The sequence below is a fragment of the Pseudomonas nabeulensis genome (genome assembly GCF_004682045.1).
GTDB classification, from domain to species: domain Bacteria; phylum Pseudomonadota; class Gammaproteobacteria; order Pseudomonadales; family Pseudomonadaceae; genus Aquipseudomonas; species Aquipseudomonas nabeulensis.
Genome location: NZ_QUZT01000041.1, coordinates 1 through 21,621, shown reverse-complemented (window position 1 = coordinate 21,621; position 21,621 = coordinate 1). Strand labels below are relative to the sequence as shown.

General features: G+C 61.9%; 23 protein-coding genes. 13 read left to right on the top strand and 10 right to left on the bottom strand.

The features are described from left to right. Positions 1 to 10 precede the first annotated feature (10 nt). The 5 genes from DYL61_RS20285 (at position 11) to DYL61_RS20265 (ending at position 3,084) form a co-directional block, all read left to right on the top strand. Entirely contained in the window at positions 11 to 499 is a 489-nt protein-coding gene (locus DYL61_RS20285; RefSeq protein WP_135309810.1) for a DMT family transporter, read from the top strand. 4 nt (positions 500 to 503) lie between these two features. Beyond that, positions 504 to 959, top strand: coding sequence for a DMT family transporter (locus DYL61_RS20280; protein WP_135309809.1), 456 nt, complete (start codon positions 504 to 506; stop codon positions 957 to 959). Between the two features lie 109 nt (positions 960 to 1,068). Beyond that, positions 1,069 to 1,833 carry an AraC family transcriptional regulator gene (locus DYL61_RS20275; protein WP_135309808.1) on the top strand — a complete coding sequence of 255 codons (765 nt, stop codon included), beginning with the start codon at positions 1,069 to 1,071 and terminating at the stop codon, positions 1,831 to 1,833. 89 nt (positions 1,834 to 1,922) lie between these two features. Next, entirely contained in the window at positions 1,923 to 2,096 is a 174-nt protein-coding gene (locus DYL61_RS20270) for a DUF1427 family protein (RefSeq protein WP_017849167.1), read from the top strand. Between the two features lie 28 nt (positions 2,097 to 2,124). Next, a complete protein-coding gene (locus DYL61_RS20265; RefSeq protein WP_135309807.1) occupies positions 2,125 to 3,084 on the top strand; it encodes a quinone oxidoreductase family protein in 960 nt (319 codons plus the stop codon). 50 nt (positions 3,085 to 3,134) lie between these two features. Here the strand turns inward: DYL61_RS20265 and DYL61_RS20260 are convergent, their stop codons facing one another. Then, on the bottom strand, positions 3,135 to 4,100 hold the full coding sequence (locus DYL61_RS20260) for an AraC family transcriptional regulator (RefSeq protein ID WP_238704597.1): 966 nt from the start codon (positions 4,098 to 4,100) through the stop codon (positions 3,135 to 3,137). A gap of 260 nt (positions 4,101 to 4,360) precedes the next feature. Between DYL61_RS20260 and DYL61_RS20255 the strand changes: the two genes are divergently transcribed. Next, on the top strand, positions 4,361 to 5,620 hold the full coding sequence (locus DYL61_RS20255) for an ABC transporter substrate-binding protein (RefSeq protein WP_420825083.1): 1,260 nt from the start codon (positions 4,361 to 4,363) through the stop codon (positions 5,618 to 5,620). Between the two features lie 17 nt (positions 5,621 to 5,637). Further along, positions 5,638 to 6,411, top strand: coding sequence for an L-iditol 2-dehydrogenase (locus tag DYL61_RS20250; protein ID WP_135309805.1), 774 nt, complete (start codon positions 5,638 to 5,640; stop codon positions 6,409 to 6,411). Between the two features lie 169 nt (positions 6,412 to 6,580). On the opposite strand, the gene DYL61_RS20245 is transcribed toward DYL61_RS20250, so the two are convergent. Continuing rightward, a complete protein-coding gene (locus DYL61_RS20245; RefSeq protein ID WP_135309804.1) occupies positions 6,581 to 7,273 on the bottom strand; it encodes an NUDIX hydrolase in 693 nt (230 codons plus the stop codon). 146 nt (positions 7,274 to 7,419) lie between these two features. Between DYL61_RS20245 and DYL61_RS20240 the strand changes: the two genes are divergently transcribed. From DYL61_RS20240 to nadE, 3 genes are read left to right on the top strand one after another with little or no spacing between them, the layout of a single operon-like run. Continuing rightward, positions 7,420 to 8,067, top strand: a complete 648-nt coding sequence (locus DYL61_RS20240) for a nicotinamidase (RefSeq protein WP_135309803.1) — start codon at positions 7,420 to 7,422, stop codon at positions 8,065 to 8,067. Between the two features lie 11 nt (positions 8,068 to 8,078). Beyond that, positions 8,079 to 9,296, top strand: a complete 1,218-nt coding sequence (pncB, locus tag DYL61_RS20235; protein WP_135309802.1) for a nicotinate phosphoribosyltransferase — start codon at positions 8,079 to 8,081, stop codon at positions 9,294 to 9,296. A gap of 1 nt (position 9,297) precedes the next feature. Then, positions 9,298 to 10,107 (top strand): ammonia-dependent NAD(+) synthetase, encoded by an 810-nt coding sequence (gene nadE, locus DYL61_RS20230; protein ID WP_135309801.1) that lies wholly within the window; start codon positions 9,298 to 9,300, stop codon positions 10,105 to 10,107. Between the two features lie 205 nt (positions 10,108 to 10,312). Here nadE and DYL61_RS20225 read toward each other — a convergent pair whose 3' ends face one another. From DYL61_RS20225 to DYL61_RS20195, 7 genes are read right to left on the bottom strand one after another with little or no spacing between them, the layout of a single operon-like run. Further along, positions 10,313 to 11,344: an ABC transporter substrate-binding protein gene (locus DYL61_RS20225; protein WP_135309800.1), complete on the bottom strand. Its 1,032-nt coding sequence runs from the start codon at positions 11,342 to 11,344 to the stop codon at positions 10,313 to 10,315. A gap of 14 nt (positions 11,345 to 11,358) precedes the next feature. Further along, the gene (locus DYL61_RS20220; RefSeq protein ID WP_135309799.1) at positions 11,359 to 12,456 is read right to left on the bottom strand and encodes an NAD(P)/FAD-dependent oxidoreductase; all 1,098 of its coding nucleotides are present in this window, start codon (positions 12,454 to 12,456) and stop codon (positions 11,359 to 11,361) included. Continuing rightward, positions 12,453 to 13,796 (bottom strand): FAD/NAD(P)-dependent oxidoreductase, encoded by a 1,344-nt coding sequence (locus DYL61_RS20215; protein WP_135309798.1) that lies wholly within the window; start codon positions 13,794 to 13,796, stop codon positions 12,453 to 12,455. Before DYL61_RS20215 ends, DYL61_RS20220 begins: the two co-directional genes overlap by 4 nt. Continuing rightward, entirely contained in the window at positions 13,793 to 14,083 is a 291-nt protein-coding gene (locus DYL61_RS20210) for a (2Fe-2S)-binding protein (protein WP_135309797.1), read from the bottom strand. The genes DYL61_RS20215 and DYL61_RS20210 overlap by 4 nt, the downstream gene beginning before the upstream one ends. Then, positions 14,083 to 14,877: an ABC transporter permease gene (locus DYL61_RS20205; protein WP_135309796.1), complete on the bottom strand. Its 795-nt coding sequence runs from the start codon at positions 14,875 to 14,877 to the stop codon at positions 14,083 to 14,085. The genes DYL61_RS20210 and DYL61_RS20205 overlap by 1 nt, the downstream gene beginning before the upstream one ends. 4 nt (positions 14,878 to 14,881) lie before the next feature. Then, the gene (locus tag DYL61_RS20200) at positions 14,882 to 15,727 is read right to left on the bottom strand and encodes an ABC transporter permease (protein ID WP_135309795.1); all 846 of its coding nucleotides are present in this window, start codon (positions 15,725 to 15,727) and stop codon (positions 14,882 to 14,884) included. Continuing rightward, positions 15,724 to 16,752, bottom strand: coding sequence for an ABC transporter ATP-binding protein (locus DYL61_RS20195; RefSeq protein ID WP_135309794.1), 1,029 nt, complete (start codon positions 16,750 to 16,752; stop codon positions 15,724 to 15,726). Before DYL61_RS20195 ends, DYL61_RS20200 begins: the two co-directional genes overlap by 4 nt. A 242-nt stretch (positions 16,753 to 16,994) precedes the next feature. Here DYL61_RS20195 and DYL61_RS20190 point away from each other — a divergent pair, with 242 nt between their 5' ends. Then, positions 16,995 to 17,825: an IclR family transcriptional regulator gene (locus tag DYL61_RS20190; RefSeq protein ID WP_135309793.1), complete on the top strand. Its 831-nt coding sequence runs from the start codon at positions 16,995 to 16,997 to the stop codon at positions 17,823 to 17,825. A gap of 113 nt (positions 17,826 to 17,938) precedes the next feature. Further along, entirely contained in the window at positions 17,939 to 18,376 is a 438-nt protein-coding gene (locus DYL61_RS20185; protein WP_105698038.1) for a carboxymuconolactone decarboxylase family protein, read from the top strand. 7 nt (positions 18,377 to 18,383) lie between these two features. On the opposite strand, the gene DYL61_RS20180 is transcribed toward DYL61_RS20185, so the two are convergent. Next, positions 18,384 to 20,534, bottom strand: a complete 2,151-nt coding sequence (locus tag DYL61_RS20180; RefSeq protein ID WP_135309792.1) for a TonB-dependent siderophore receptor — start codon at positions 20,532 to 20,534, stop codon at positions 18,384 to 18,386. A 193-nt stretch (positions 20,535 to 20,727) separates the two neighbouring features. On the opposite strand from DYL61_RS20180, the gene DYL61_RS20175 reads away from it, so the two are divergent. Continuing rightward, positions 20,728 to 21,507 carry an acetoin reductase gene (locus DYL61_RS20175; RefSeq protein ID WP_135309791.1) on the top strand — a complete coding sequence of 260 codons (780 nt, stop codon included), beginning with the start codon at positions 20,728 to 20,730 and terminating at the stop codon, positions 21,505 to 21,507. Positions 21,508 to 21,621: the final 114 nt, after the last annotated feature.

Here is a 21,621-nt window from a genome sequence, read left to right as displayed (position 1 = left end):
CGGGTGATGTATGCAGGCGAGTTCCATCGAGGCTGTGGCGCAAGCGACGCCGAAAAAAAATCTTCTACGGCTTCTGTTGTTGCCGCTGGTGATTCTGGCGGGCATGGGCCTGTCGGTCGAGGCCGGCTTGCTCGGGCCGCTGGGTGCGCAGGTCGGGCATTTGTGGGCGACCCTGAGCATTTTCGGCGTGGGCTCGGCGATTTTGTTTTTGCTGCTGCTGTTCAGCGGCCCGCAAAAAGGCCCGGCGCTGACCGACCTGCCGCGCTGGCAGTTGATCGGTGGGTTACTCGGGCCGATGTACGTGGTGGTGCTGACCCTGGCCACGCCTCATATCGGCATCGCCATGACCATGATCGCGATCCTGTCGGGCCAAGTGGGCAAGAGCGTGCTGATCGACCATTTCGGCTGGTTCGGCACCGCGCGCAAGCGGGTCAACAGTGAGCGCTGGATAGCCCTGGCGCTGATTGTGGCGGCACTTGTTCTGATTGCACGAGGGTAAGGCGATGAATCTGATTCTGTTATTGGTGCTGGTGATTGCTGCCGGTGCGGTGTTGAGTGTACAGGCGGCGATCAATGGGCGTTTGGGCCAGACGGTGGGTGTGCTGCGCAGCAGCCTGCTGACGTTTGCCGTGGGGGCACTGACCACCGCGCTGCTGATTTTCTTCTTCGAACCGCCCCAGGCCGTCAGCCTGCTGGACGTACCCAAATGGCAACTGACCGGTGCCTTGTTCGGCGTGGTGTACATGATGGTGATGGTCGGTGCGGTGCCGGTGGTGGGCACGGCAGTCGCCACGGTGGCGGTGATCCTCGGGCAACTGGGCATGGGCATGCTGATCGACAACTTTGGTTGGCTGGGTAACCCGGCGATTGAACTGTCTGGCAGCCGGATTGTGGCGATGGCCTTGCTGGCGTTGGCGTTGGTGTTTATGTATCGCAGTAATACCCGCAAGACTGATTAACACCGATAAACGTGTGGGGGGCTTGCCCGCTCCCACATTTGGAATTGTGTTGTTTCGGCTATCGGGTGGTTATTACCATGGTCGCCCACCCTAGCTTGATGCGCTTCCCATGGCCCTTGCCGCTCCTCCCGACCTCAGCGACCCCGCCGTTCCCGTGCAGCCCTTGGCGCGCACCTACCCGCGGGGTTTGTACATAGAGCCTCATCAACATGACTGGGGCCAATTGCTCTATGCGATGAGCGGCGTGATGTGGGTCGAGACGCCGCGTGAAGCGCTGGTGGTGCCACCGCAACGCGCGGTGTGGCTACCTCCGGGCGTGGAGCATGGGATTCGTGTGGTGTCTGACCTACAGATGCGCAACATCTACTTGCGACCGGCACTGGCGGCGACGCTCGACAGCCAGGTACAGGTGATCGAAGTCGGCGGATTGCTGCGTGAACTGATCGTCACGCTGGTGGAAGAGGGTGATAGCGGGGACTCTACGTATTACGACGCCGTGGTCGGCTTGGCATTGCTGGAATTGCGTCGGGCACGCCATTCACAGATTCGGATCGCCATGCCGGTGGATGGCGACCGCCGGCTGATCAATGCCTGCCAGGCCGTCATGGCCGCACCTTCACTGCACATTCCTTTCGAGCAGCACGCCGAAGCGGCTGGTGCCAGCGTGCGTACGTTGGCGCGGCTGTTCCAGACCACCCTGGGCATGGGTTTTGCCGAATGGCGTCGCCAGGTGCAGTTGGCCACGGCGGTGGCGGAGTTGATCCAGGGCGAGCCGGTCAGCGCTATTGCCCGCTCTCTCGGCTATTCGCCCAGCAGCTTCAGCGATATGTTCCGGCGTGAGTTGGGCGTGGCACCCTCGCAATACCTGGGATAAGGTTTGGCCGATATCCTGAAGTACTTGGCCGATGCTTCAGAATTGGGCTCCCTACACTGAGCCCATCCACCCACAAGGCGTCACCTGTCATGAGCTACTTGATCTCCCTCGCCATCGGCCTGTTTGTCGGCGTGATCTACGGCGCCTTGGACTTCCGCTCGCCCGCGCCGCCAGCCATCGCGCTGGTGGGCCTGATGGGCATGCTGCTAGGCGAAAAGCTCTGGCCCATGGGGCGGCAGTTGGTCAGCGGTTGGTTGTCCTGATTTCTTTTCACTTCGATGGATATTGGCCATGAAAGCACTGCAATTTTCCGCCACTGGCGATCTCGCCCACCTTGGCTTTGTCGATGTCGCCACCCCGGTTCCGGCTGCCGATGAAGTACTGGTACAGATCAAAGCCGCGGGCCTTAATCCCAGCGATGTCAAAAACGTCCTTGGCCGTTTCCCGTACACCACACTGCCGCGCATTCCCGGTCGTGACTTCGCCGGTATCGTGGTCGAAGGCCCGCAAGCACTGTTGGGCCAGGAAGTCTGGGGCACGGGGCGCGACCTGGGTTTTTTTGCCGATGGTTCCCATGCCGAATTCGTGAAGCTTTCGGCCCAAGGTGTCGCGCATAAACCGACTCATCTGAGTTTTTCCCAGGCCGCGAGCTTGGGCGTGCCGTACACCACCGCCTGGGATGCGTTGGAGCGCAGCGGGGTGACCAAGGGCACGCGCTTGCTGGTCATCGGGGCCAATGGCGCGGTGGGTAGCGCGGCCCTGGCCCTGGCGAAAATCCGCGGTGCCCACGTACTGGCGGCGGTGCGTCGGCCGGAGCAGGTCGAGGTGTTGCAGGGGCAGGGGTTTGACACGATTGCGCTGGGCACTCCCGACGACTTGGGCGCGCAGGTGAATGCTGTGTTCAAGGGCGGTGCCGATGTGATCTTCGACACCACCGGTTTCTGGTTACCGGCGGCGGTCGCCGGCCTGGCACCCTTCGCACGCATCGCCATCATCGCCGCGCCGGTGGATGGGCTGGTGCAACTGCCAGCCTTGGCGCTGTATCGCAAGGGTGGTTCGGTGGTGGGGATCAATTCATTGCTTTACACCTGCGCGCAATGCGCGGTGATGCTGGAGCAGTTTGGGCGGTTCTTTGACGAGGGGTTGCTGCCATTGCCGACGGGTTTGCGGGAAGTGCCGTTGGCCGAGGGTCTGCAGAGCTATGAAGACGTAAACAGCGGCAGTGCGGACAAGATCATCTTCCTGCCTTGATACGGTCAAAACCTGTGGGAGCGGGCTTGCTCGCGAAGGCAGTGTGTCAGTTACAGATTTATTGGCTGACCCACCGCTTTCGCGAGCAAGCCCGCTCCCACATTTTGATCTCCATTGGCCTTCGGTAATGCCGCACGTCGATACTCACTGGGCGTCTGGCCCATTTCGATCCGAAAGTGCCGGTTGAAATTCGACAGGTTGGCATAGCCCACTTCAAAACAGATAGCGGCCACCGACATGTCGCTTTGCAGCAACAGCCGGCAAGCGCGTTGCACACGGAACTTGCGCATCAGGTCGATAAAGCCGTGGCCGGTGTTGCGCTTGAAGAAACGTGAAAACCCAGGCTCGCTCATCTCCAATTGTTGGGCGATCACCGACAGGCGCACGTCGCCCGTCAGTTCACGCATCAAGTAATCAAAGGCGCGGTTGATGCGCTCGGCACTGCGGGCGTCCAGGGTGGGGGCGTAGCAAGGGCTGGCCAAGGCTTTCACTTGCGGTGGCGGGGCGTTTTTCAAGGTGTCGAGCAGTTGCAGGAACAAAATCAATCGTTGCAGGCCGTGGGCGCTGCCGATGTTTTCCATCAAACGTGCTGCCTGCACGGCGGTGTCGCCGCAAAATTCCAGGCCGCGCCGGGCGTGTTTAAACAGCGGTTGCAAATCACCCAGTTCCGGCAGGGCCTTGCGCAAGGCGAGGAGGGCAGCGCCATCGAATTGCAACACCACGTCGCGCCCGCTCAGGTGTTCGCCGGGGGCCAGTTCGCCGATCCAGTCGTGGGGCAGGTCCGGGCCGATCAATGCCACATGCCCGGCGCTGAACGGGCCGATGTAGTCGCCTGCCACCAGCTTGCCGCTGCCTTGGCGGATCAGGTGGATTTCGAACTCGGGATGGTGGTTCCAACGCGCCAGATCATAGGGGTAGTCATGCTCGAACCAGCGAAAGCAATGGTCCGGTTCGGGCAGGATCACTTCCAGTTCGGCGGGGCGGTGCTCGAACAATTGGGCGTGGCTGGCAGGCATGGCGGGCTACTTAGGGCTCTTGGAATCACTTCAAAATACGCGTTCAAGTTAGCTAAGCGCTAGTCCCGTTTTCGTCCGATGCTGATACTTTTTTAACTTCATGGCCAAGGTTAAAAAAGTACCAGTCGAGCATCCTCCACGTGTTTGTGAGGGCCCGGGCAAGCTGCTGTAATCGGCCCTCAATAACAAAAAAACAGGTGGAAATCGCCATGCTCAAGCTCCCGCAAGCGTTATTCCTGCTGTCCGGCCTGGCCGTGGCCATGCCCAGCCACGCCGCCGACACCGTTACCATCGCTACGGTCAACAATAGCGACATGATCCGCATGCAGCGCCTGTCCAAGGCGTTCGAAGCGCAGCACCCGGACATCAAGCTCAACTGGGTAGTGCTCGAAGAAAACGTGCTGCGCCAGCGCCTGACCACCGATATTGCCACCCAGGGCGGGCAGTTCGACGTGCTGACCATCGGCACCTACGAAACCCCGCTGTGGGGCGCCAAGCACTGGCTGGAACCCCTGACCCAACTGCCGGCGGACTACGACGCCGACGATATCTTCCCCTCGGTGCGCCAGGGCCTGTCGGTGAACAACACCCTGTACGCCTTGCCGTTCTACGGCGAAAGCACCGTCACCTACTACCGCACCGACCTGTTCAAGCAAGCCGGCCTGAGCATGCCCGCGCACCCGACCTGGACCCAACTCGGCGAGTTTGCCGCCAAGCTCACCGCCAAGGACAAGGACCAATACGGCCTGTGCCTGCGGGGCAAGGCGGGTTGGGGTGAAAACATTGCACTGTTGAGCACCATGGCCAATGCCTTTGGCGCACGTTGGTTCGATGAGCAGTGGAAGCCCGAACTGACCAGCCCCGAGTGGACCGCTGCGGCCAACTTCTATGTCAATACCCTCAAGCAATACGGCCCGCCGGGCGTGTCCAGCAACGGTTTCAACGAAACCCTGGCGCTGTTCAACAGCGGCAAATGCGCGATCTGGGTCGATGCCAGCGTCGCCGGCTCCTTCACCACCGACAAGAGCCAAAGCAAGGTCGCCGACAGCGTCGGTTTCGCCGCCGCACCGACCGAAGTCACTGACAAGGGCTCGTCCTGGTTGTACGCCTGGTCCCTGGCGATTCCGGCCACGTCCAAGCACAAGGACGCGGCCAAGGCATTTATCGCCTGGGCCACCTCCAAGGACTACATCCAACTGGTGGCGGACAAAGAAGGCATCACCAACGTACCGCCGGGCACGCGCCAGTCGACCTACAACGACGCCTACCTGAAGGCCGCGCCGTTTGCCCAGGTCACCCTGGAAATGATGAAGCACGCCGACCCGGCGCACCCGTCAGCCAAGCCGGTGCCGTACGTGGGGATCCAGTACGTGACCATCCCCGAGTTCCAGGCCATCGGCACCTCGGTGGGCAAGCTGTTCTCGGCGGCGCTCACCGGCGGCATGTCGGTTGACCAGGCCTTGCTGCAAGCCCAGTCCACCACCGAGCGCGAGATGAAGCGCGCGGGTTATCCGAAATGACTTTGACAGGACTCCCCATGAAACGACTGGAAGGTAAAAGCGCGCTGATCACCGGGTCTGCACGTGGCATTGGCCGTGCGTTTGCCCAGGCGTATATCGATGAAGGCGCCACGGTTGCCATCGCCGATATCAACTTGCAACAGGCGCTGGAAACGGCGGCGCAATTGGGGCCACAGGCTTACGCCGTGCAGATGGATGTGACCCAGCAGGCCTCCATCGACGACGCCATTGCAGCGGTTGTCGCCCAGGTCGGCAAGCTGGATATCCTGGTCAACAACGCCGCGCTGTTCGACCTGGCGCCCATCGTCGACATCACCCGCGACAGCGTTGACCGGTTGTTCTCGATCAACGTCGCCGGAACGCTGTTCACCCTGCAGGCGGCAGCGCGGCAGATGATCCGACAGGGCCACGGCGGCAAGATCATCAACATGGCCAGCCAGGCCGGGCGGCGTGGCGAGCCGTTGGTGGCGGTGTATTGCGCGACCAAGGCGGCGGTGATCAGCCTCACGCAGTCGGCGGGGCTGAACCTGATCAAGCAGGGGATCAACGTGAATGCCATCGCACCAGGTGTCGTGGACGGCGAACACTGGGACGGGGTGGATGCGTTGTTCGCCCGGCATGAAGGGCTGGCGCCGGGAGAGAAGAAAAAACGGGTAGGGGAGGAAGTGCCATTTGGGCGGATGGGCACGGCGCAGGATTTGACCGGGATGGCGGTTTTCCTGGCGTCCAGGGATGCCGATTATGTGGTGGCCCAGACCTATAACGTGGATGGTGGTAACTGGATGAGCTAAGTCTCTCCAAACCTGTAGTGAGCGGGCTTGCCCCGCGCTGGGTGGCGAAGCCGCCCCAAATCCATCCAACTCGGTTTTTCTGAAACACCGCGGTGCCTGGTTTTAGGGCGGCTTCGCCACCCAGCGCGGGGCAAGCCCGCTCACTACGGGTTAACTATGGGCAATAGGGTTAGTCAGCAAAGCTTCGATCAAAGAAGTAGATATCGCCAGGTTTCAACACCTCCACCGTCGCCTGCGGCCTGCCACCGTCCCCATTCTTCTTGCGCCCGGTCTCGCGCAAATATCCGGCCTCGGTCAGCTTCAATAACCGCTGACGCACACTGGTCTTCATCACCGGCCGCGCCAGCACCACAGAAAAAATCGTGGTCGCTTCCGGCGCGCTGAATTCATTGCCCAAGAACATCAGCGGCAAGCTGCTGTACAGCGACTTGGACAACAAGCGCTCCTGCACCGCCGCCACGATCAGGTTGTGATCGAACGGCAGTTTGATGCTGCCATCGGCCACGGCCTCCAGCGCAAACCAGGCTTGATGCTCAGCCAACGGCACCGCCTGCGCCACAATCGCCAGGTAGTACGTGGACGACGACCAGCAGCGCGGATCGCGAAACGCATCGCCCACGGTGCCCACCTGTTCGCTCCAGGCCAGCTTGAAACCCACCTTGTCGCTCGCGCGCAACCGCTCCACTGCATCCTTGAGGCTCAGGTCCTGCACGCCGCCATTCACCACCACGCCCGGCAGTGCCCAATGCCCGGCGAAGGGTTCGGCGTCGCGCTTGTTCAGCAGCAGCTTCAATTCAGCGGAAGCGCGGCAGTAAAACAGCACGCACAGGTCGACGGTATGCAGGTAGGCGCTAAGGGGCATGGGCAGTCCTTGTGAACAGTGGCGGGGCACAGTCTAACGGATCGAGCAGATATGTCATGTACTGACCCCAGCATAGATAAGCAAATGTTTCTTGCAATGAAAGTACATGACGTGTACTTTTGTTTTCAAGCCACAGGAGAACCGCCATGACCCTCGCGAAAACTGCCCTTGCTTCATTCGACGTCGACGCCCAGAAGAGCTTCACGCCCCTGTGCCCCAACGAATTGCCCGTGGCCGGCGGCGACCAGATCGGCGCCGAACTCAACTACATGGCCAGCCTCGCCGGGCATCGCGTCGGCAGCAAGGATGCCCACACCCCGCACGCGCCTTGGGTGGTTTCCCAGCACAGCGACATGCTGCAACCTACCGGCCTGGCCCATGCCGATGTGACCTGGGTAAGCCACTGCGTACCGGGCACCGCAGGCTTCACCTTGCTGGACGAGTTGCCCACGCCCTACGACTACCATTACTTCATCTGGAAAGGCGTCGAACCCGACCTGCACCCCTATGGCGCCTGCTTCCACGACCTTCACGACAAGCTGTCCACGGGCGTCATCGAGTATCTGAAAGCCCAAGGGGTTGTGCGCGTGATCGTCGGTGGCCTGGCCCTGGACTACTGCGTCAAGACCACCGCATTGCAACTGCTCAAGGCCGGTTTTGAGGTGGTGCTGCACCTGCCCGCCTGCCGAGGTATCAGCGAGGAGGGTAGTACCCAGGCGGTCAACGATTTGCTCAAGGCCGGTGCTGGCATCAGCCGCACCCGCGAAGAACTGGCCGCGATGGCCACGCGTTAAGGAGACCCACCATGGAAAGTGCCTACGACTACGAAGTGCCGGTGATTCAGGGTTTGCTCGACACCGACTACTACACCTTCACCATGATGCAGGCCGTGTTGCACCAGCACCCCAACGTCGATGTGGAATACAACTTCATCGTGCGCTCCCGGGAAAAACTCGGCCACCTGATCCCCGAACTGCGCGCCGAGCTGGAGAAAATGGCCGGTCTGCACATGCGTGAAGGCGAGTTGCGTTTCCTGTTCAACCCGCGTTTTCGCGAGTACCTCACGCCGGATTACGAGCGCTTCCTCGGCCTGTTTCGCTTTAACTTGCGCTATATCCACGTCAGCGAAATTGACGGCCAACTGAACATCCGTGTCATCGGCCCGATGTTGCACTGCATCATGTTTGAACAGCCGGTATTGGCCCTGGTCAGCGAGTTGCGCAACCGCGACAAATACCCCGACGTGACCCTGGAAGACGTCACCCGCAAGCTCTATCAAAAATTCGACTGGCTGGAGAAAAACCTCAGCCGCGATGAACTCGCCGACCTGCGTGTGTCCGACTTCTCCACCCGCCGGCGTTTGTCATTCAAGGCCCAGCGCGAAGTGATCGACATCATGCGCCGCGACTTTCCCGGTCAGTTCGTCGGCACCAGCAACGCGCACCTGGCCTATGAGTTCGACCTGCCGCTGATCGGCACCATGGCCCACCAATGGCTGATGGTGCACCAGCAACTGGGGCGCCTGCGCGAGAGCCAGAATGCCGCGCTGGAAAACTGGGTGCGTGAATACCGTGGCCGCTTGGGTATCGCCTTGACCGACTGCATCAGCACCGACTTTTTCCTCAAGGACTTCGACCTGTACTTCGCCAAGCTCTACGACGGTCTGCGCCAGGACTCCGGTGACCCCATCGTCTGGGCCGACAAGGTGCTGGCCCGTTACAAACAGCTGGGCATCGACCCGATGACCAAGGACCTGATGTTCTCCGACGGCCTGAACTTCGAAAAGTGCCTGCCGATCCTGCGTCACGTGCGGGGCAAGGCCAAGTTCGGTTTTGGCATGGGCACCAGCCTGGCTTGCGATGTCGAGGGTGTGGAGCCGTTGAGTGTCGTGATGAAACTGGTACGGGTGCACGGCGAACCGGTAGTGAAGTTCTCTGATGACCCGATCAAGAATGTCTGCGAAGACGCCTCGTTTTTGCAGTACGCAGCCCAGGTGTTCAACGTCGGCAGTATGGAGGTGTGACATGCAGGATCGAATTGCGCGGGAACTGAATATCAACCGGCAGTTAGTGAAAGGCGCAGAGACCAAGGAAATCCAACGGCGCATCGACTTCATCAAGCACACGTTGCGCCAGTCGGGTTGCAAGGCCCTGGTGCTGGGCATCAGCGGCGGCGTCGACTCCCTGACCGCTGGCCGTCTGTGCCAACTGGCTGTCGAGCAATTGCGCAACGAAGGCTACGCCGCGCGTTTTATCGCCATGCGCCTGCCCTATAAGACCCAGGCCGACGAAAGCGATGCCCAGGCCTCCCTGGACTTCATCATCCCGGACCAGATCGACACCCTGAATATCGCCGCCAGTGTCGACGGCCTGATGGCTAGCCTGAGCGCTGCCGAAGCCAGCGCCGCCCATGTGGATTTCATCAAGGGCAACGTCAAGGCCCGTACACGGATGATCGCCCAGTACGCCGTGGCCAACCTGCACCATGGCCTGGTGGTCGGCACTGATCACGGCGCCGAAGCGCTGATGGGCTTCTTCACCAAGTTTGGCGATGGCGCCTGCGACCTCACACCGCTGTCAGGCCTGACCAAGACACAGGTCCGCCTGCTGGCCTCGGCCCTTGGCGCACCGGACAACCTGGTGCACAAACACCCCACCGCCGACCTTGAAGAATTGGTGCCGGGTAAGCTGGATGAGCACGCCTATGGATGTTCATATGCCGAGATCGACGCGTACCTGATGGGCGAAGCGGTGAGCGAGCGGGTGAGGGTGATTGTGGAAAGCGCCTATTCCAAGACCGCCCACAAGCGTTCTCTGCCCATTGCACCGCTCTGACCCTGTAGTGAGCGGGCTTGCCCCGCGCTGGGTGGCGAAGCCGCCCTAAACCCAGGCACCGGGGTGTTTCAGATAGCCCCGCGGTGGGTGGCGAAGCCGCCCTAAACCCAGGCACCGCGGTGTTTCAGATAGCCCACGCTGGATGGATTTGGGGCGGCTTCGCCACCCAGCGCGGGGCAAGCCCGCTCACTACAGGCAGTGTTGATCAGCGCTCGATAGACCGACTCCACCGCGCATTCCACTCCGGCCGCGCCTGGTTCACCTGGTCCCAATCAATCGAGATCGCCGTCTGCAAATAGCCCTGCATCGCCTCCACCCGCGCGCGGGTCTTGTCGGTGGTGGGCGTGGTCGGGTTCGAAGGGATCTGGTCACCTTCCTCCAGCGCCGGGGCCTGGGCTTCGGCGGTGAGCAGGAACGCTGCGAGTTTCTGCGCCAGCTCCGGTTGGTCGTTGCGGGCGATCACGCACTCAGCCACGTTGAGCACCACCGCACCTTCCTTGGGCTGGGCATATTCCATCGGCACACCCAGCAGTTTCTGGGTGGCGACCTGGGTCGGGGTGAGAGGGAAGAGTGCGGCTTCGTCGGTTTGCACCATCTCGGAGATTTTCGCCGAGCTGGCAATGTATTCCAGCACATTGGGGCCGACGGTTTTTGGCCAGGCCTTGAAGCCCGGTTCCACATTGGTCTCGTCGCCACCCTGGAGGCGGTTGAACATCAGGAAACCGTGCAGGCCAAAGGTGGATGAAGCCAGGGACTGGAACACCACTTTTTCCTTGAAGCGCGGGTCGGCCAGGTCCATCCACGAGGTTGGCGCGGCCCAGCCTTTTTCCTTGAACATCTTGGCGTTGTAGCCCAGGCCCGTGACGCCGAGAGTCACGGCGACGGCTTCGTCCTTGATCTTCGCTTTGGCCGGGATCTGGTCCAGCGTCGGGCTGGCGCCAAGCTTGTCGCACAGGCCCATGGAAATCGCGCGGTACATGATGCCGTCGTCGAGAAACATCACGTGCATCTGCGGGTTGTCTTTATTGGCCTGGACCTTGGCAAGGATGTCCGACGAAGTGCCGGGCACGATCACCACCTTGACGTTATTGGCCTTTTCGAATGCCGGCAGCACCTTGTCGGCGTACACCCGCTCCATGGTGCCGCCGTTCATGCCCAGGTACAGCGTGGGTGCTGCCTGGACGGTGGAAGTGAGCAAGGCAAGGGACAAGCAGGACAGCGCAATACGTGGGTTCATGGATGTTTTTCCTCTCAGGCTTGGAAACGACGGATGGAAAACGCTTCGATAGGGTGACGGCTGGCCCCGCTGCAGACGATCTCTGCCAGGGCTTCACCGACCGCGGGACCAAGCTGGAACCCGGCGCCGGCAAAGCCGAAACCGTGGAGCAAGCCCGGTTGGGTGCTGCTGGGACCGATCACCGGTTCATGATCGGGGAGGTAACCTTCGGTGCCGCTCCAGGTGCGGATGGCCTGGGCACCTTTGAGAAACGGGTACAACTCGCCGGCATTGCGCAGGATCTCCAACACGGCGGCCTGACCCGGCCGCGCTTGCGCCGGGCCCAAGGCAAAACCGCGCCCGCCCCCCAGTATGCAATTGCCCCGGGCAACCTGGCGTGCATAGATACCGCCGCCTTCCACGCCGGTGCTCACGTCCATCACCACCGGCAACGGCTCGGTCACCAGCATGGCCGGGTGTGCGGAGGTGATCGGCACCGCTTCGCCAAACTGTGCAGCCACGCTGCCCGCCCAGGCGCCGGCGCAGTTCAGCAACCACGGTGCTTGCAGGTGCAGGCCGTTGGCGCAGAGCACCTGGAACAGGCTGCCGTCATGTTCGATGCGGATCACTTCGGCCTGCTCGTACACGCTGGCGCCGCAGCGCTGCGCGGCACGGGCGAAGGCGGGGGAGACCAGGCGCGGGTTGGCATGCCCGTCTTCCGGGCACAGCGAGGCGCCCACGGCGATATCGCCGACCCAAGCAAAGCGCGCGCGTAACTCGGCGTAGTCCAGCAGTTGCAAACCCAGGCCAAAACCGCGGGTCTGTTCGGCGTAGGCCTGCAACGCGGCGAAATCGGCGTGGCTGCGCGCCAACTTCAAATGCCCCGAACGTACATATTCGCCATTGATGCCGATCAGCCCCGGCAAGTCGGCCCACAGTTCATGGGCACGCTGGGACAACGGCAACTGGTGTAAAGGCCGGCCTTGGCGCCGAACACCGCCATAGTTCACGCCACTGGAATGGGAGCCGCAAAAATCCCGCTCGACCAACGCGACCCGCTTACCTTTCTGCGCAAGCATCAAAGCCGCCGACGCGCCGACAATCCCGCCACCCAGTACGATCACATCGATCATGGCTTGATCTCCACGCCAAACGGCAGCGGCTTGATCGGCGCCTGACCGCGCAGCCGCCCGACGTTTTCAATCCCTCGCCCACTGCGCTCGGCCACGATTTCCGCCGCCGCCAGCCCGCACATGCGTCCCTGGCAGCGGCCCATGCCGACGCGGCAGTGAGCCTTCACGCGGTTGATCTCCCAGTGGCCTTCATCCACCACTGCACGGACATCGCCGACGCTGACTTCCTCGCAGCGGCACAGGATCAACGCATCCGGCGCCTGCGCTGCCCATTGTTCGGGGAAGGGGAACGCGGTTTCCAAGCCATGGCGAAAGCGCTGGATGCCTTCCAATTGCTGCTCCAATGTGACGGCGCGACGAGGATCAATCGCGCTGCCCGAGTCCTCCAGCACCGACAGCGCTGAGCGCTCGCCGGCCATCTGTGCAGCATCGGCGCCCATGATCCCCGCGCCGTCGCCCGCCAGGTACACGCCTTCGACGCTGCTGCGTCCGGCATTGTCTCGTTGTGGCAACCAGGCGCGGTTCAAGGCGCTCCAGGTGAATTCGCAACCGAGCAAGTCCGCCAGTTGGGTCTCGCTGCGCAACGCATGGGCGAAGGCCACGGCATCACATGCCAGGGTGTGCTCGCCCCAGCGAATGCCGCTGACCCGTTGTTCACCGTCGATCCGCGTCAGCGTCGCGCCCTGATGCACAGGAATGCCATGGGCCGTCAGCCAGGCGCGGTAATACAGGCCCTTGGCCAAGGTTGCCGGTTGCCCGAGCAGCGTCGGTAGTGCGCGGCACTGGGCGCTGAACGGCGCGCTGTCGAGTACTGCGACGACCTTGGCGCCGGCCTTGGCATATTGATAAGCCACCAGGTAAAGCAACGGCCCGCTGCCACAAAACGCAACGCGCTCGCCGATGGCGCAGCCCTGGTATTTCAGGGCGATCTGCGCCGCCCCGAGGCTGTACACGCCGGGCAAGGTCCAGCCTGGCACTGGCAGGATGCGGTCGGTGGCGCCTGTGGCAACAATGATCTGTGCGTATTCGATGCTCGTGGCGAGGCCGTTGTTGAGCAGATCCAGGCGACCGTCCTCGGCGTTCCACACCAGGGTTTCCGGGCGGTAGTCGATCCATGGCGCCAAACCGTCGAGGGTGCGGTGCACGGCTTCTGCCTTGCGCGCTTCGAATCCGTAGACCTGCCTGGCCGTGCGCTGGAAACCCACCGGTTGGCGTCGATAAATCTGCCCGCCGCCGCGCAGGCTCTCGTCCACCAGGCAGGGCGTAATGCCATGCTCGAGTAGCGTACGCGCCGCGCTGATTCCCGCCGGGCCTGCGCCCACAATCACCACTGGCTTCATGGCAGGCGCCCCAGGTCGCGGCTGATCGCCAGGCCTTCTTCCAGCAGCGTCGAGCACGCCCGTACGCGCCGCCCATCTTCGAGCCGCACCCAGCAATCCTGACACGCACCCATCAGGCAAAACCCGGCACGCCGCTCGGCGCTGAAGTCGCTGCCGCGCAGGTGCTCGGCGCAGGTCAGCACCGCGGTCAGCAAGGTGTCGCCTGTTAAACCGGTGCAGGGTTGGCCGTCCAGGGTGAAGGCGAGGGCAGGGCGTTGGGTTTCAGCCACGCGTTTGAACAAGGCCATCAGTGTTTCCCTACCAATACGCGGTCCAGGCCGTAGACCCGATCCAGCAGAATCATGGTGGCGGCCGTCAGCCCAATCACCAGCGCAGACACTGCCGCCATCATCGGATCGATGGATTCGGTGGCGTACACATACATGCGTACCGGCAGGGTTTGGGTGGCGGGTGAGCTGACGAAGATCGACAGCGTCACCTCGTCGAAACTGTTGATGAACGCCAGCAACCAACCGCCGGCCACGCCGGGCAGGATCATCGGCAGGGTGATCTGGCGAAACAGCGTGAAACGGCTGGCACCCAGTGACTCCGCCGCCTGCTCGGCACTGCGGTCAATGCCGATGGCCGCCGCCAATACCAGGCGCAGCACGTATGGGGTGATGATCACCACATGTGCCAGCATCAACCAGGTAAAGCTGCCGTTGACCCCCATCAGCGCGAACAGGCGCAGCATCGCCACGCCCAGCACCAGGTGCGGGATGATGATGGGCGACAGGAACAGCGCACTGAAAAAATTGCGCCCCGGAAACTGATAGCGACTGATCGCCAACGCCGCCGGCACGGCGATCAAGGTCGCCAGGCTTGCGGCGGTAAAGGCCAGGATCACGCTGTTATAGAACGCCTGGATAAAGTCAGCGCGCTCGAACACTGCGCGAAACCAGCGCAGGGAGAAGCCCGACGTAGGCAGGCTCAGAGTGTTTTCCGGGGTGAAGGCCACCAGGCACACCACCACCAGTGGGGCCATCATGAACAGCACCACCAAACCGTGGAAACCGAGGGCCAAAGGACCGTTTCTGGACATGCGCTTAAACCCCCAGGGACTTTTTGTAGCGGCCTTCGAGCATGCGGTTCCAGCTCAGCATGATCAGCAGGTTGACCAACAGCAGCACCACCGCGATGGTCGCGCCCATGGGCCAGTTGAGTTCGGACAGGTACTGGTCGTACACCACGGTGGCGACCATTTTCAGGCGTCGTCCGCCCAGCAGGCCGGGGATGGCGAAGGAGCTGGCGGCCAGGCCGAACACGATCAAGGTGCCGGACAGCACACCGGGCATGACCTGCGGCAGTACGATCTTGCGCATCACCGTGGTCTGGCTGGCACCGAGTGACAACGCCGCTTGCTCCGCCGACGGGTCGAGCTTTTGCAGGGAGGTCCACACCGGAATGATCATGAACGGCAGCATCACGTGCACCAGCGCGATGATCACCGCGAATGGCGTGTACAGCAGTTTCACCGGACGCCCGCCGAGGAACTGGATGGTTTGGTTCACCAGCCCGTCGGCACCCAGCAGCAGGCTCCAACCGAAAGCCCGCACCACCACCGAGATCAGCAGAGGTGTGAGGATCAGGATCAGAAAGATCGAGCGCCATGGCGTGCCCATGCGGCTGAGGATATAGGCCTCCGGCACACCGATGACCACACAGAGCAGAGTCACCAGAGCGCTGATCCAGAAGGTGCGCCAGAAAATTTCGTAGAAGTATGAATCGCTCAGCAGTGACCAATAGTGGGCGAAGGTCCACTCATCGGCCTTTACGCCCACCTGGTAGTCGAACACGTTGAACGACAGCACCAACGTCAGACCCAGCGGCAAAATCAGCAGCCCGACGAACAGCACCAGCGCCGGCAACGACAGCCAATACCCACGGCTCATGGATGCACCTCATCCGTGGCCAGCACTCGCAACAGGCTCGCATGCCAGTCCAGGCCCACTGCCGTGCCACAGCGCAGCGGTGCATTACCGTCGTTGCTGCGTACCACGGTGACTTCGCCCAGAACGGTGTCGATGTGGTACAGCCATTGGCTGCCGAAGAAGTAGCGGTTGATCACCTGACCTTGCAGGCGGCCGGTGCCGGCGTCCACCAGTTGGATTTTCTCCGGGCGCAGGCTGAGGGTCAGTTCGCCGTCGCCGTCCGCATGGCGTACTTGTGGAATGCGCAGCTCGTCATAGTCCCCAGGCAACAGGTTGGCCTTGCCGACGAAATCCGAGATGAACCGGGTGCGCGGGTGTTCGTACAGCTTGTAGGGCGCGTCGATCTGGGTGACGCGCCCGGCCTGCATTACCACCACGCGGTCGCTGATGGACAAGGCCTCCGCCTGGTCGTGGGTGACCATCAAGGTGGTGATGCCGACCGCGCACTGGATGCGACGAATCTCGAATTGCATCTCTTCCCGCAGGTTGGCGTCGAGGTTGGACAGCGGTTCATCCAGCAGCAACACCGGCGGTTCGATTACCAGGGCGCGGGCCAGGGCGACGCGTTGGCGTTGGCCGCCGGAGAGTTCCCGTGGGTAGCGGTCGGCGTGTTGGGCCAGGCGCACCAGGTCCAGCACGGTTTTGACCTTGCTGGCGATGTCGGCGGCGGGCACTTTGCGCATCTTCAAACCAAAGGCGACGTTGTCGCGCACGGTCATGTGGGGGAACAGCGCGTAGCTCTGAAACACCACGCCCAGGCCACGGCTGGCGGGTTTGGCGTGGGTGATGTCGCGACCGTCCAGCAGGATCTGGCCGCCGCTCACATCGACGAAGCCGGCGATCATTTGCAGGGTGGTGGTCTTGCCGCAGCCCGAAGGGCCGAGCAGGGACACGAACTCGCCTTTTTCCACCGCAAGGTCGGTGGCGACCACCGCGTCGACGGCGCCGTAGCGTTTGCTCAAGGCGTTGAGTTGGAGAAATGCCATGGGTGCGTTCCACCTTTTTTAAGTCGCGTCGAAACGCGCTTTGTTGTTTTGGGCAGATGCGAAAAGAGTGTTGCGGGTGCGTTGGCGCTCGATCTCGAAGTCGGCTGCCGTTGTTGTTCATTTCGCCCCTGTGGACGCAGATTAGGACGAAGACTAGGATGGGCGGAAGATAGAATTTCACTGGTCGGACTATTATTTTCTGTTTTATTCACTCACCGGAATATGTAAAGAGAATGTGTGTTATGGATTCCACTGGTCGAAACGAAAACGGCAAAGAGGTCGGAGCGGGTGGGGTACCTCGCTTGTTTGCGCTACTGCGTACCCTGGGCAAGGTGCCCGAAGGCGGCGAGCGCGTGACCCAACTCGCGCAACAAGTGGGCCTGTCGCAGCCGACCACGCACCGCTTGCTGCGCAGCCTGATGGACGAAGGCATGGTCGAGCAGGACGCGCGCAGCAAACGCTATCGGCTGAGCCTGGAGTTTTTCGCCCTGGCGGCCAACGCAGGCAAGACCGGGAACCTGCGCGACCTGGTTCGGCCGAGCATGTTGCGCTTGAGTGCCTCGTTGGGGGATTCGTTGTTCCTGCTGGCGCGCTCAGGCTTTGATGCAATCTGCCTGGACCGCAGCGAAGGCCCGTATCCGATCCGCACCTTTACCGGTGATATTGGTGGGCGCGTGGCGTTGGGCGTGGGGCAGGGCAGTTTGGCGATCCTGGCGTTTTTGCCGGAGGAAGAGCGCGAAACCGTGATTCGCTACAACCTGCCACGGCTCAAGGACTTTCATCTGTACGACGAAGTGCTACTGCGCTCGGAGGTGGAGAACGTGCGCACCCTGGGTTACGCCGCGCGCAATACCGGGGTGCTGGAGGGCATGGCAGGGTTGGCGGTGCCGATCCTCAATCGGGATGGGCATGCCGTGGCGGCGTTGAGTGTGGCGACCATCAGCGACCGGCTGGGGCCGAGCCGGTTGCCGATGGTGGTGGAGTTGTTGAAGCGCGAAGCAGCGGCGATCGGGCCGAGGATTAATCCGTTTGATCCCACGTTGCGCAGGCCTTCGCAGACCTTCGACGTTTAGATCCTGATGGGTGGTGGGGATTGGTCACCTGTTCTTCCCAGGAATTGGATATTTCTCCCGTAGCGTCCGGTGACTAACCTAGCCACCAATTCCTACCGTCCTGGAGCACTACCATGCAAACCCGTACCGATTTCTACACCGCCTCCCCAGACGCCATGAAAGCCATGCTGGCCCTGGAAGCTGCCGTGGGCAAACTGTCCATCGAATTGCCGCTGCTGGAGCTGGTGCGCCTGCGCGTGTCGCAGATCAACGGCTGCGCGTTCTGCCTCGACATGCACACCGCTGACGCCCGCAAAGGCGGCGAGACCGAACGCCGCCTGTACACCGTATCGGCCTGGCGTGAAACGCCGTTCTTCACCCCGCGTGAACGTGCCGCGCTGGCCTGGGCCGAAAGCCTGACCCTGATCAGCCACACCCACGCCCCGGACGAAGACTTCAACGCCCTGGCCGAGCAATTCAGCGCCCAGGAACAGATCGACTTGAGCGTGGCGATTGCCACCATCAATAGCTGGAACCGGTTGGCGGTGGGTTTCCGCAAAATGCCTAAGTAAACCTGTGTCAGAAGTTGACGGTGGCACTCAAGCGCGCCGTCAACGGCGCGCCCTGGAACAGGTAGTCATCGCCCATGTACTCGCCCACGTCGCGCCAGTAGCGCTTGTCGAACAGGTTGTCGACGCTCAGGCGCAACACCGTTTCATAGCCGTCCACCTTGGTGGTGTAGCGGCTGCCCACATTCACCACCGCGTAGTCCCCCACTTCTACGTTGCCGGTACGGTCGGCGTATTTCTTGGCGCTGTATTGCACGCCGCCCAGCACCGCCAGACCATTCACCCACGGCAACGCATAATCGGCATACACACTGGCGCGCAGCTTGGGCACGTTGAGCGCCTGGTGGCCTTCGTAGTCCGAGGTGCCGCTGCCGGTGACACGAGCGCGAATTGCGGCCACGCTGGTTGCGATTTGCAGGCGTTCGGTGGCCCAGCCGTTGGCTGATAATTCCAGGCCGGTGTTTTTCTGCTCGCCCTGTTGCACGTAGTTGAACAGGCCGGTGCCATCCGGCTTGGCGTACTGGTACGCCTGGCGAGTCTGGAACACGGCGGCGGTAAAGCTCATGCGGTGCCAGTCGTATTTCACCCCGGCTTCGATTTGCCGTGAGGTGGTGGGGGCCAGGGTTTCACCGTCATTGGTGGCGGTCCACGGCGCTTCACCGCCCAAGGACAAGCCTTTGCTGTAGCTGGTGTACAGCGAGATGTTTTCCACGGGCTTGTAGATCAGCGAGGCCTGGGGCAGGAACTCGTACTGCTGCGTGTGGCGCTCTTGATCGCCATTTTTGTCGAAGGCCTTTTCATCCAGGCGTACTTCGCGCCCGCCGATGATGGTCTGCCATTGCTCGTTGAAGCGGATTCGATCAGTGACGAACAGGCCATATTGGCGGCTGTCGAGGCGGCGATGCTTGTCGTTCAGCGGCACATCGGTGGGGGTGAAGGTGGGGGCATCGACGTTGATATTAGTGCTGCCGATGTACTCGTTCACCGACTTGCGCTTATCGACCACACGGCGGAAGGCGCTAGAGCCAAACGTCAGTTCATGGCCCAGGCTGCCGGTGTTGAACACGCCGGTCATGGCCGCCTGTAGTTCGTCATCACGACGGGTGTCATCGGGGCTGCGGTAGTCGTAGACGTCGTAGTCGCCGGTAGGGCCGAAGGTCGCAGCCTCACAACCCGTCACGTAGAAGCAGCCGTAGGCAAACGAACTGTAATCGTCAATCACCACCTTGCTACGCGCCGCGCTGACATTGCCTTTCCACTGATCGTTGAAGCGGTACTCGAATTTGCCGTTGAGGTTCAGCGAATCAATCCCCACCTGCTTGGAGCCGCTCTGATGGCCCAGCAGTTTTTTCGGCGAGGCATTCGAGGGCACTTCGGTGCCGCCCAGCAACTGGTAACCCGGCACCGAGCGTTGTTGCTTGTTCTGGTATTCGGCATCCAGTTGCAGCACCGCATCGGGGCTGATGTTCCAGTCGAACGCCAGGGACACGAAATCCCGCTGGCCGTTGGCGTGTTCCACATAGGAATTCAGGTCTTCATGGGCCACGTTGGCGCGCAGGCCGAATTGCTGCTCGCTGCCGAACCAGCCGCCGACGTCGGCGGCCATGTAGCCGCTGCCGCGATCATCGGTGGAGACGGTCACCGAGCGCACATCTTCCGGGCGCTTGGTCACGTAGTTGATCACGCCGCTGGGCTCGGAGATGCCGCTCTGCAAACCGGCCAGGCCCTTGAGGACTTCCACTTGCTGCTTGTTTTCCAGGGCGACGTTCTGCTCGCCGGTGATGGTGCGCCCGTTGATCTTGTAGCTGCTCGCCGCGTTCAGCGAGAACCCTCGTACCACAAAGTTTTCGTAGTAGCCGATAGGGGCATAGCTGTCGCCCACCGAGGCATCGTTGCGCAGCACTTCACTGAGCAGGCGCGCTTGCTGGTCCTTGATCAAGGCGGCGTTGATCACGTTGATCGAGGCCGGGGTGTCCAGCAGCGGGGCTTCGCTGAAACCGCTGACGGAGGCGGTATCGCTGCGATAGCCGGATTCGTCCTGGCCCTGGATCTTGACCTCGGGCAGTTCCAGCTCAGCCGCAAAGCTGGTGCCGATGCCGCCGCTGAGCAGCAGGCCGAGGGCGAAACGTGAAGTGACGACGGGACGAAAACGCAGAACCATGGGGGCAGGGCCTTAAAGCGCAGGGCGGGGGGCGCATAAGCTAGGCATAAGTGCGCACTTTTACAAGTTTTCGAGAATGATTCGCGGCTTGAGACTGTCCGTCTCAGGCCGCACGCCGATCTGTCCGGGCCTCGACAGACCCGGCGGGCACCTGCGATAGACAAGGCTTCCCTCATCATTGCAGGAGAGTGTCATGGCTATTGCTGGAAAAGTTGCGCTGGTCACCGGCGCCGGGCAGGGCATCGGTCGCGCGATTGCGTTGCGCCTGGCGCAAGACGGCGCCGACATCGCCCTGGTGGACATCAATGGCGCCAAGCTCGAAGCTGTGGCCGCCGAGGTTGTCGCCCTGGGGCGCAAAGCCTCGGTGTTTATCGCCGACGTGTCCAAGCGTGAGCAAGTAGTCGCGGCCGTTGAGCATGCGCACCAAACCCTGGGCGGCTTCGACATCATCGTCAACAACGCTGGCGTCGCGCAGATCGACTCATTGCTGGACGTGAGCCCGGAACAGGTCGAACGCACCCTGGGCATCAATGTGCAGGGCGTGTTGTGGGGCATTCAGGCCGCTGGCAAGAAGTTCAAGGCGCTCAAGCAGAAGGGCAAGATCATCAATGCCTGCTCCATTGCCGGTCATGAAGGCTTTGCGTTGCTCGGTGTTTACTCCGCTACCAAATTTGCCGTACGGGCATTGACCCAGGCGGCAGCCAAGGAACTGGCGAGCGCTGGGATCACCGTGAATGCTTATTGCCCGGGCGTGGTGGGCACTGATATGTGGGTGGAGATCGATAAGCGCATGGCTGAGATCACCGGCGCTGAGTTGGGTGCGACGTACAAAAAGTACGTGGATGGTATTGCGTTGGGCCGGGCGGAGACGCCGGAGGATGTGGCCGGGTTGGTTGCATTCCTCGCTGGCCCGGATGCGGACTACATGACCGGCCAATCGCCGCTGATCGACGGCGGCCTCGTCTACCGCTGATCCCTCAGGGTAAATGGGATCAAAAGGTGGGAGGGGGCTTGCCCCCGATGAGCATAGATATCTACACAACTACCGGACCTGACAAAACCCGAAGCCCTGGCCCTGGCCCTGGCT

What these genes read in the sequence shown, in the direction of transcription:
- DYL61_RS20265 (WP_135309807.1), top strand. Translation starts at nt 2,125, where the DNA reads ATGAAAGCACTGCAATTTTCCGCCACTGGCGATCTCGCCCACCTTGGC.
- DYL61_RS20185 (WP_105698038.1), top strand. Translation starts at nt 17,939, where the DNA reads ATGCAAACCCGTACCGATTTCTACACCGCCTCCCCAGACGCCATGAAA.
- DYL61_RS20285 (WP_135309810.1), top strand. Translation starts at nt 11, where the DNA reads ATGCAGGCGAGTTCCATCGAGGCTGTGGCGCAAGCGACGCCGAAAAAA.
- DYL61_RS20240 (WP_135309803.1), top strand. Translation starts at nt 7,420, where the DNA reads ATGACCCTCGCGAAAACTGCCCTTGCTTCATTCGACGTCGACGCCCAG.
- DYL61_RS20260 (WP_238704597.1), bottom strand. Translation starts at nt 4,100, where the DNA reads ATGCCTGCCAGCCACGCCCAATTGTTCGAGCACCGCCCCGCCGAACTG.
- DYL61_RS20190 (WP_135309793.1), top strand. Translation starts at nt 16,995, where the DNA reads ATGGATTCCACTGGTCGAAACGAAAACGGCAAAGAGGTCGGAGCGGGT.
- DYL61_RS20200 (WP_135309795.1), bottom strand. Translation starts at nt 15,727, where the DNA reads ATGAGCCGTGGGTATTGGCTGTCGTTGCCGGCGCTGGTGCTGTTCGTC.
- DYL61_RS20270 (WP_017849167.1), top strand. Translation starts at nt 1,923, where the DNA reads ATGAGCTACTTGATCTCCCTCGCCATCGGCCTGTTTGTCGGCGTGATC.
- DYL61_RS20255 (WP_420825083.1), top strand. Translation starts at nt 4,361, where the DNA reads ATGCCCAGCCACGCCGCCGACACCGTTACCATCGCTACGGTCAACAAT.
- DYL61_RS20280 (WP_135309809.1), top strand. Translation starts at nt 504, where the DNA reads ATGAATCTGATTCTGTTATTGGTGCTGGTGATTGCTGCCGGTGCGGTG.
- DYL61_RS20195 (WP_135309794.1), bottom strand. Translation starts at nt 16,752, where the DNA reads ATGGCATTTCTCCAACTCAACGCCTTGAGCAAACGCTACGGCGCCGTC.
- DYL61_RS20250 (WP_135309805.1), top strand. Translation starts at nt 5,638, where the DNA reads ATGAAACGACTGGAAGGTAAAAGCGCGCTGATCACCGGGTCTGCACGT.
- pncB (WP_135309802.1), top strand. Translation starts at nt 8,079, where the DNA reads ATGGAAAGTGCCTACGACTACGAAGTGCCGGTGATTCAGGGTTTGCTC.
- DYL61_RS20225 (WP_135309800.1), bottom strand. Translation starts at nt 11,344, where the DNA reads ATGAACCCACGTATTGCGCTGTCCTGCTTGTCCCTTGCCTTGCTCACT.
- DYL61_RS20275 (WP_135309808.1), top strand. Translation starts at nt 1,069, where the DNA reads ATGGCCCTTGCCGCTCCTCCCGACCTCAGCGACCCCGCCGTTCCCGTG.
- DYL61_RS20245 (WP_135309804.1), bottom strand. Translation starts at nt 7,273, where the DNA reads ATGCCCCTTAGCGCCTACCTGCATACCGTCGACCTGTGCGTGCTGTTT.
- DYL61_RS20175 (WP_135309791.1), top strand. Translation starts at nt 20,728, where the DNA reads ATGGCTATTGCTGGAAAAGTTGCGCTGGTCACCGGCGCCGGGCAGGGC.
- DYL61_RS20220 (WP_135309799.1), bottom strand. Translation starts at nt 12,456, where the DNA reads ATGATCGATGTGATCGTACTGGGTGGCGGGATTGTCGGCGCGTCGGCG.
- DYL61_RS20180 (WP_135309792.1), bottom strand. Translation starts at nt 20,534, where the DNA reads ATGGTTCTGCGTTTTCGTCCCGTCGTCACTTCACGTTTCGCCCTCGGC.
- DYL61_RS20205 (WP_135309796.1), bottom strand. Translation starts at nt 14,877, where the DNA reads ATGTCCAGAAACGGTCCTTTGGCCCTCGGTTTCCACGGTTTGGTGGTG.
- nadE (WP_135309801.1), top strand. Translation starts at nt 9,298, where the DNA reads ATGCAGGATCGAATTGCGCGGGAACTGAATATCAACCGGCAGTTAGTG.
- DYL61_RS20210 (WP_135309797.1), bottom strand. Translation starts at nt 14,083, where the DNA reads ATGGCCTTGTTCAAACGCGTGGCTGAAACCCAACGCCCTGCCCTCGCC.
- DYL61_RS20215 (WP_135309798.1), bottom strand. Translation starts at nt 13,796, where the DNA reads ATGAAGCCAGTGGTGATTGTGGGCGCAGGCCCGGCGGGAATCAGCGCG.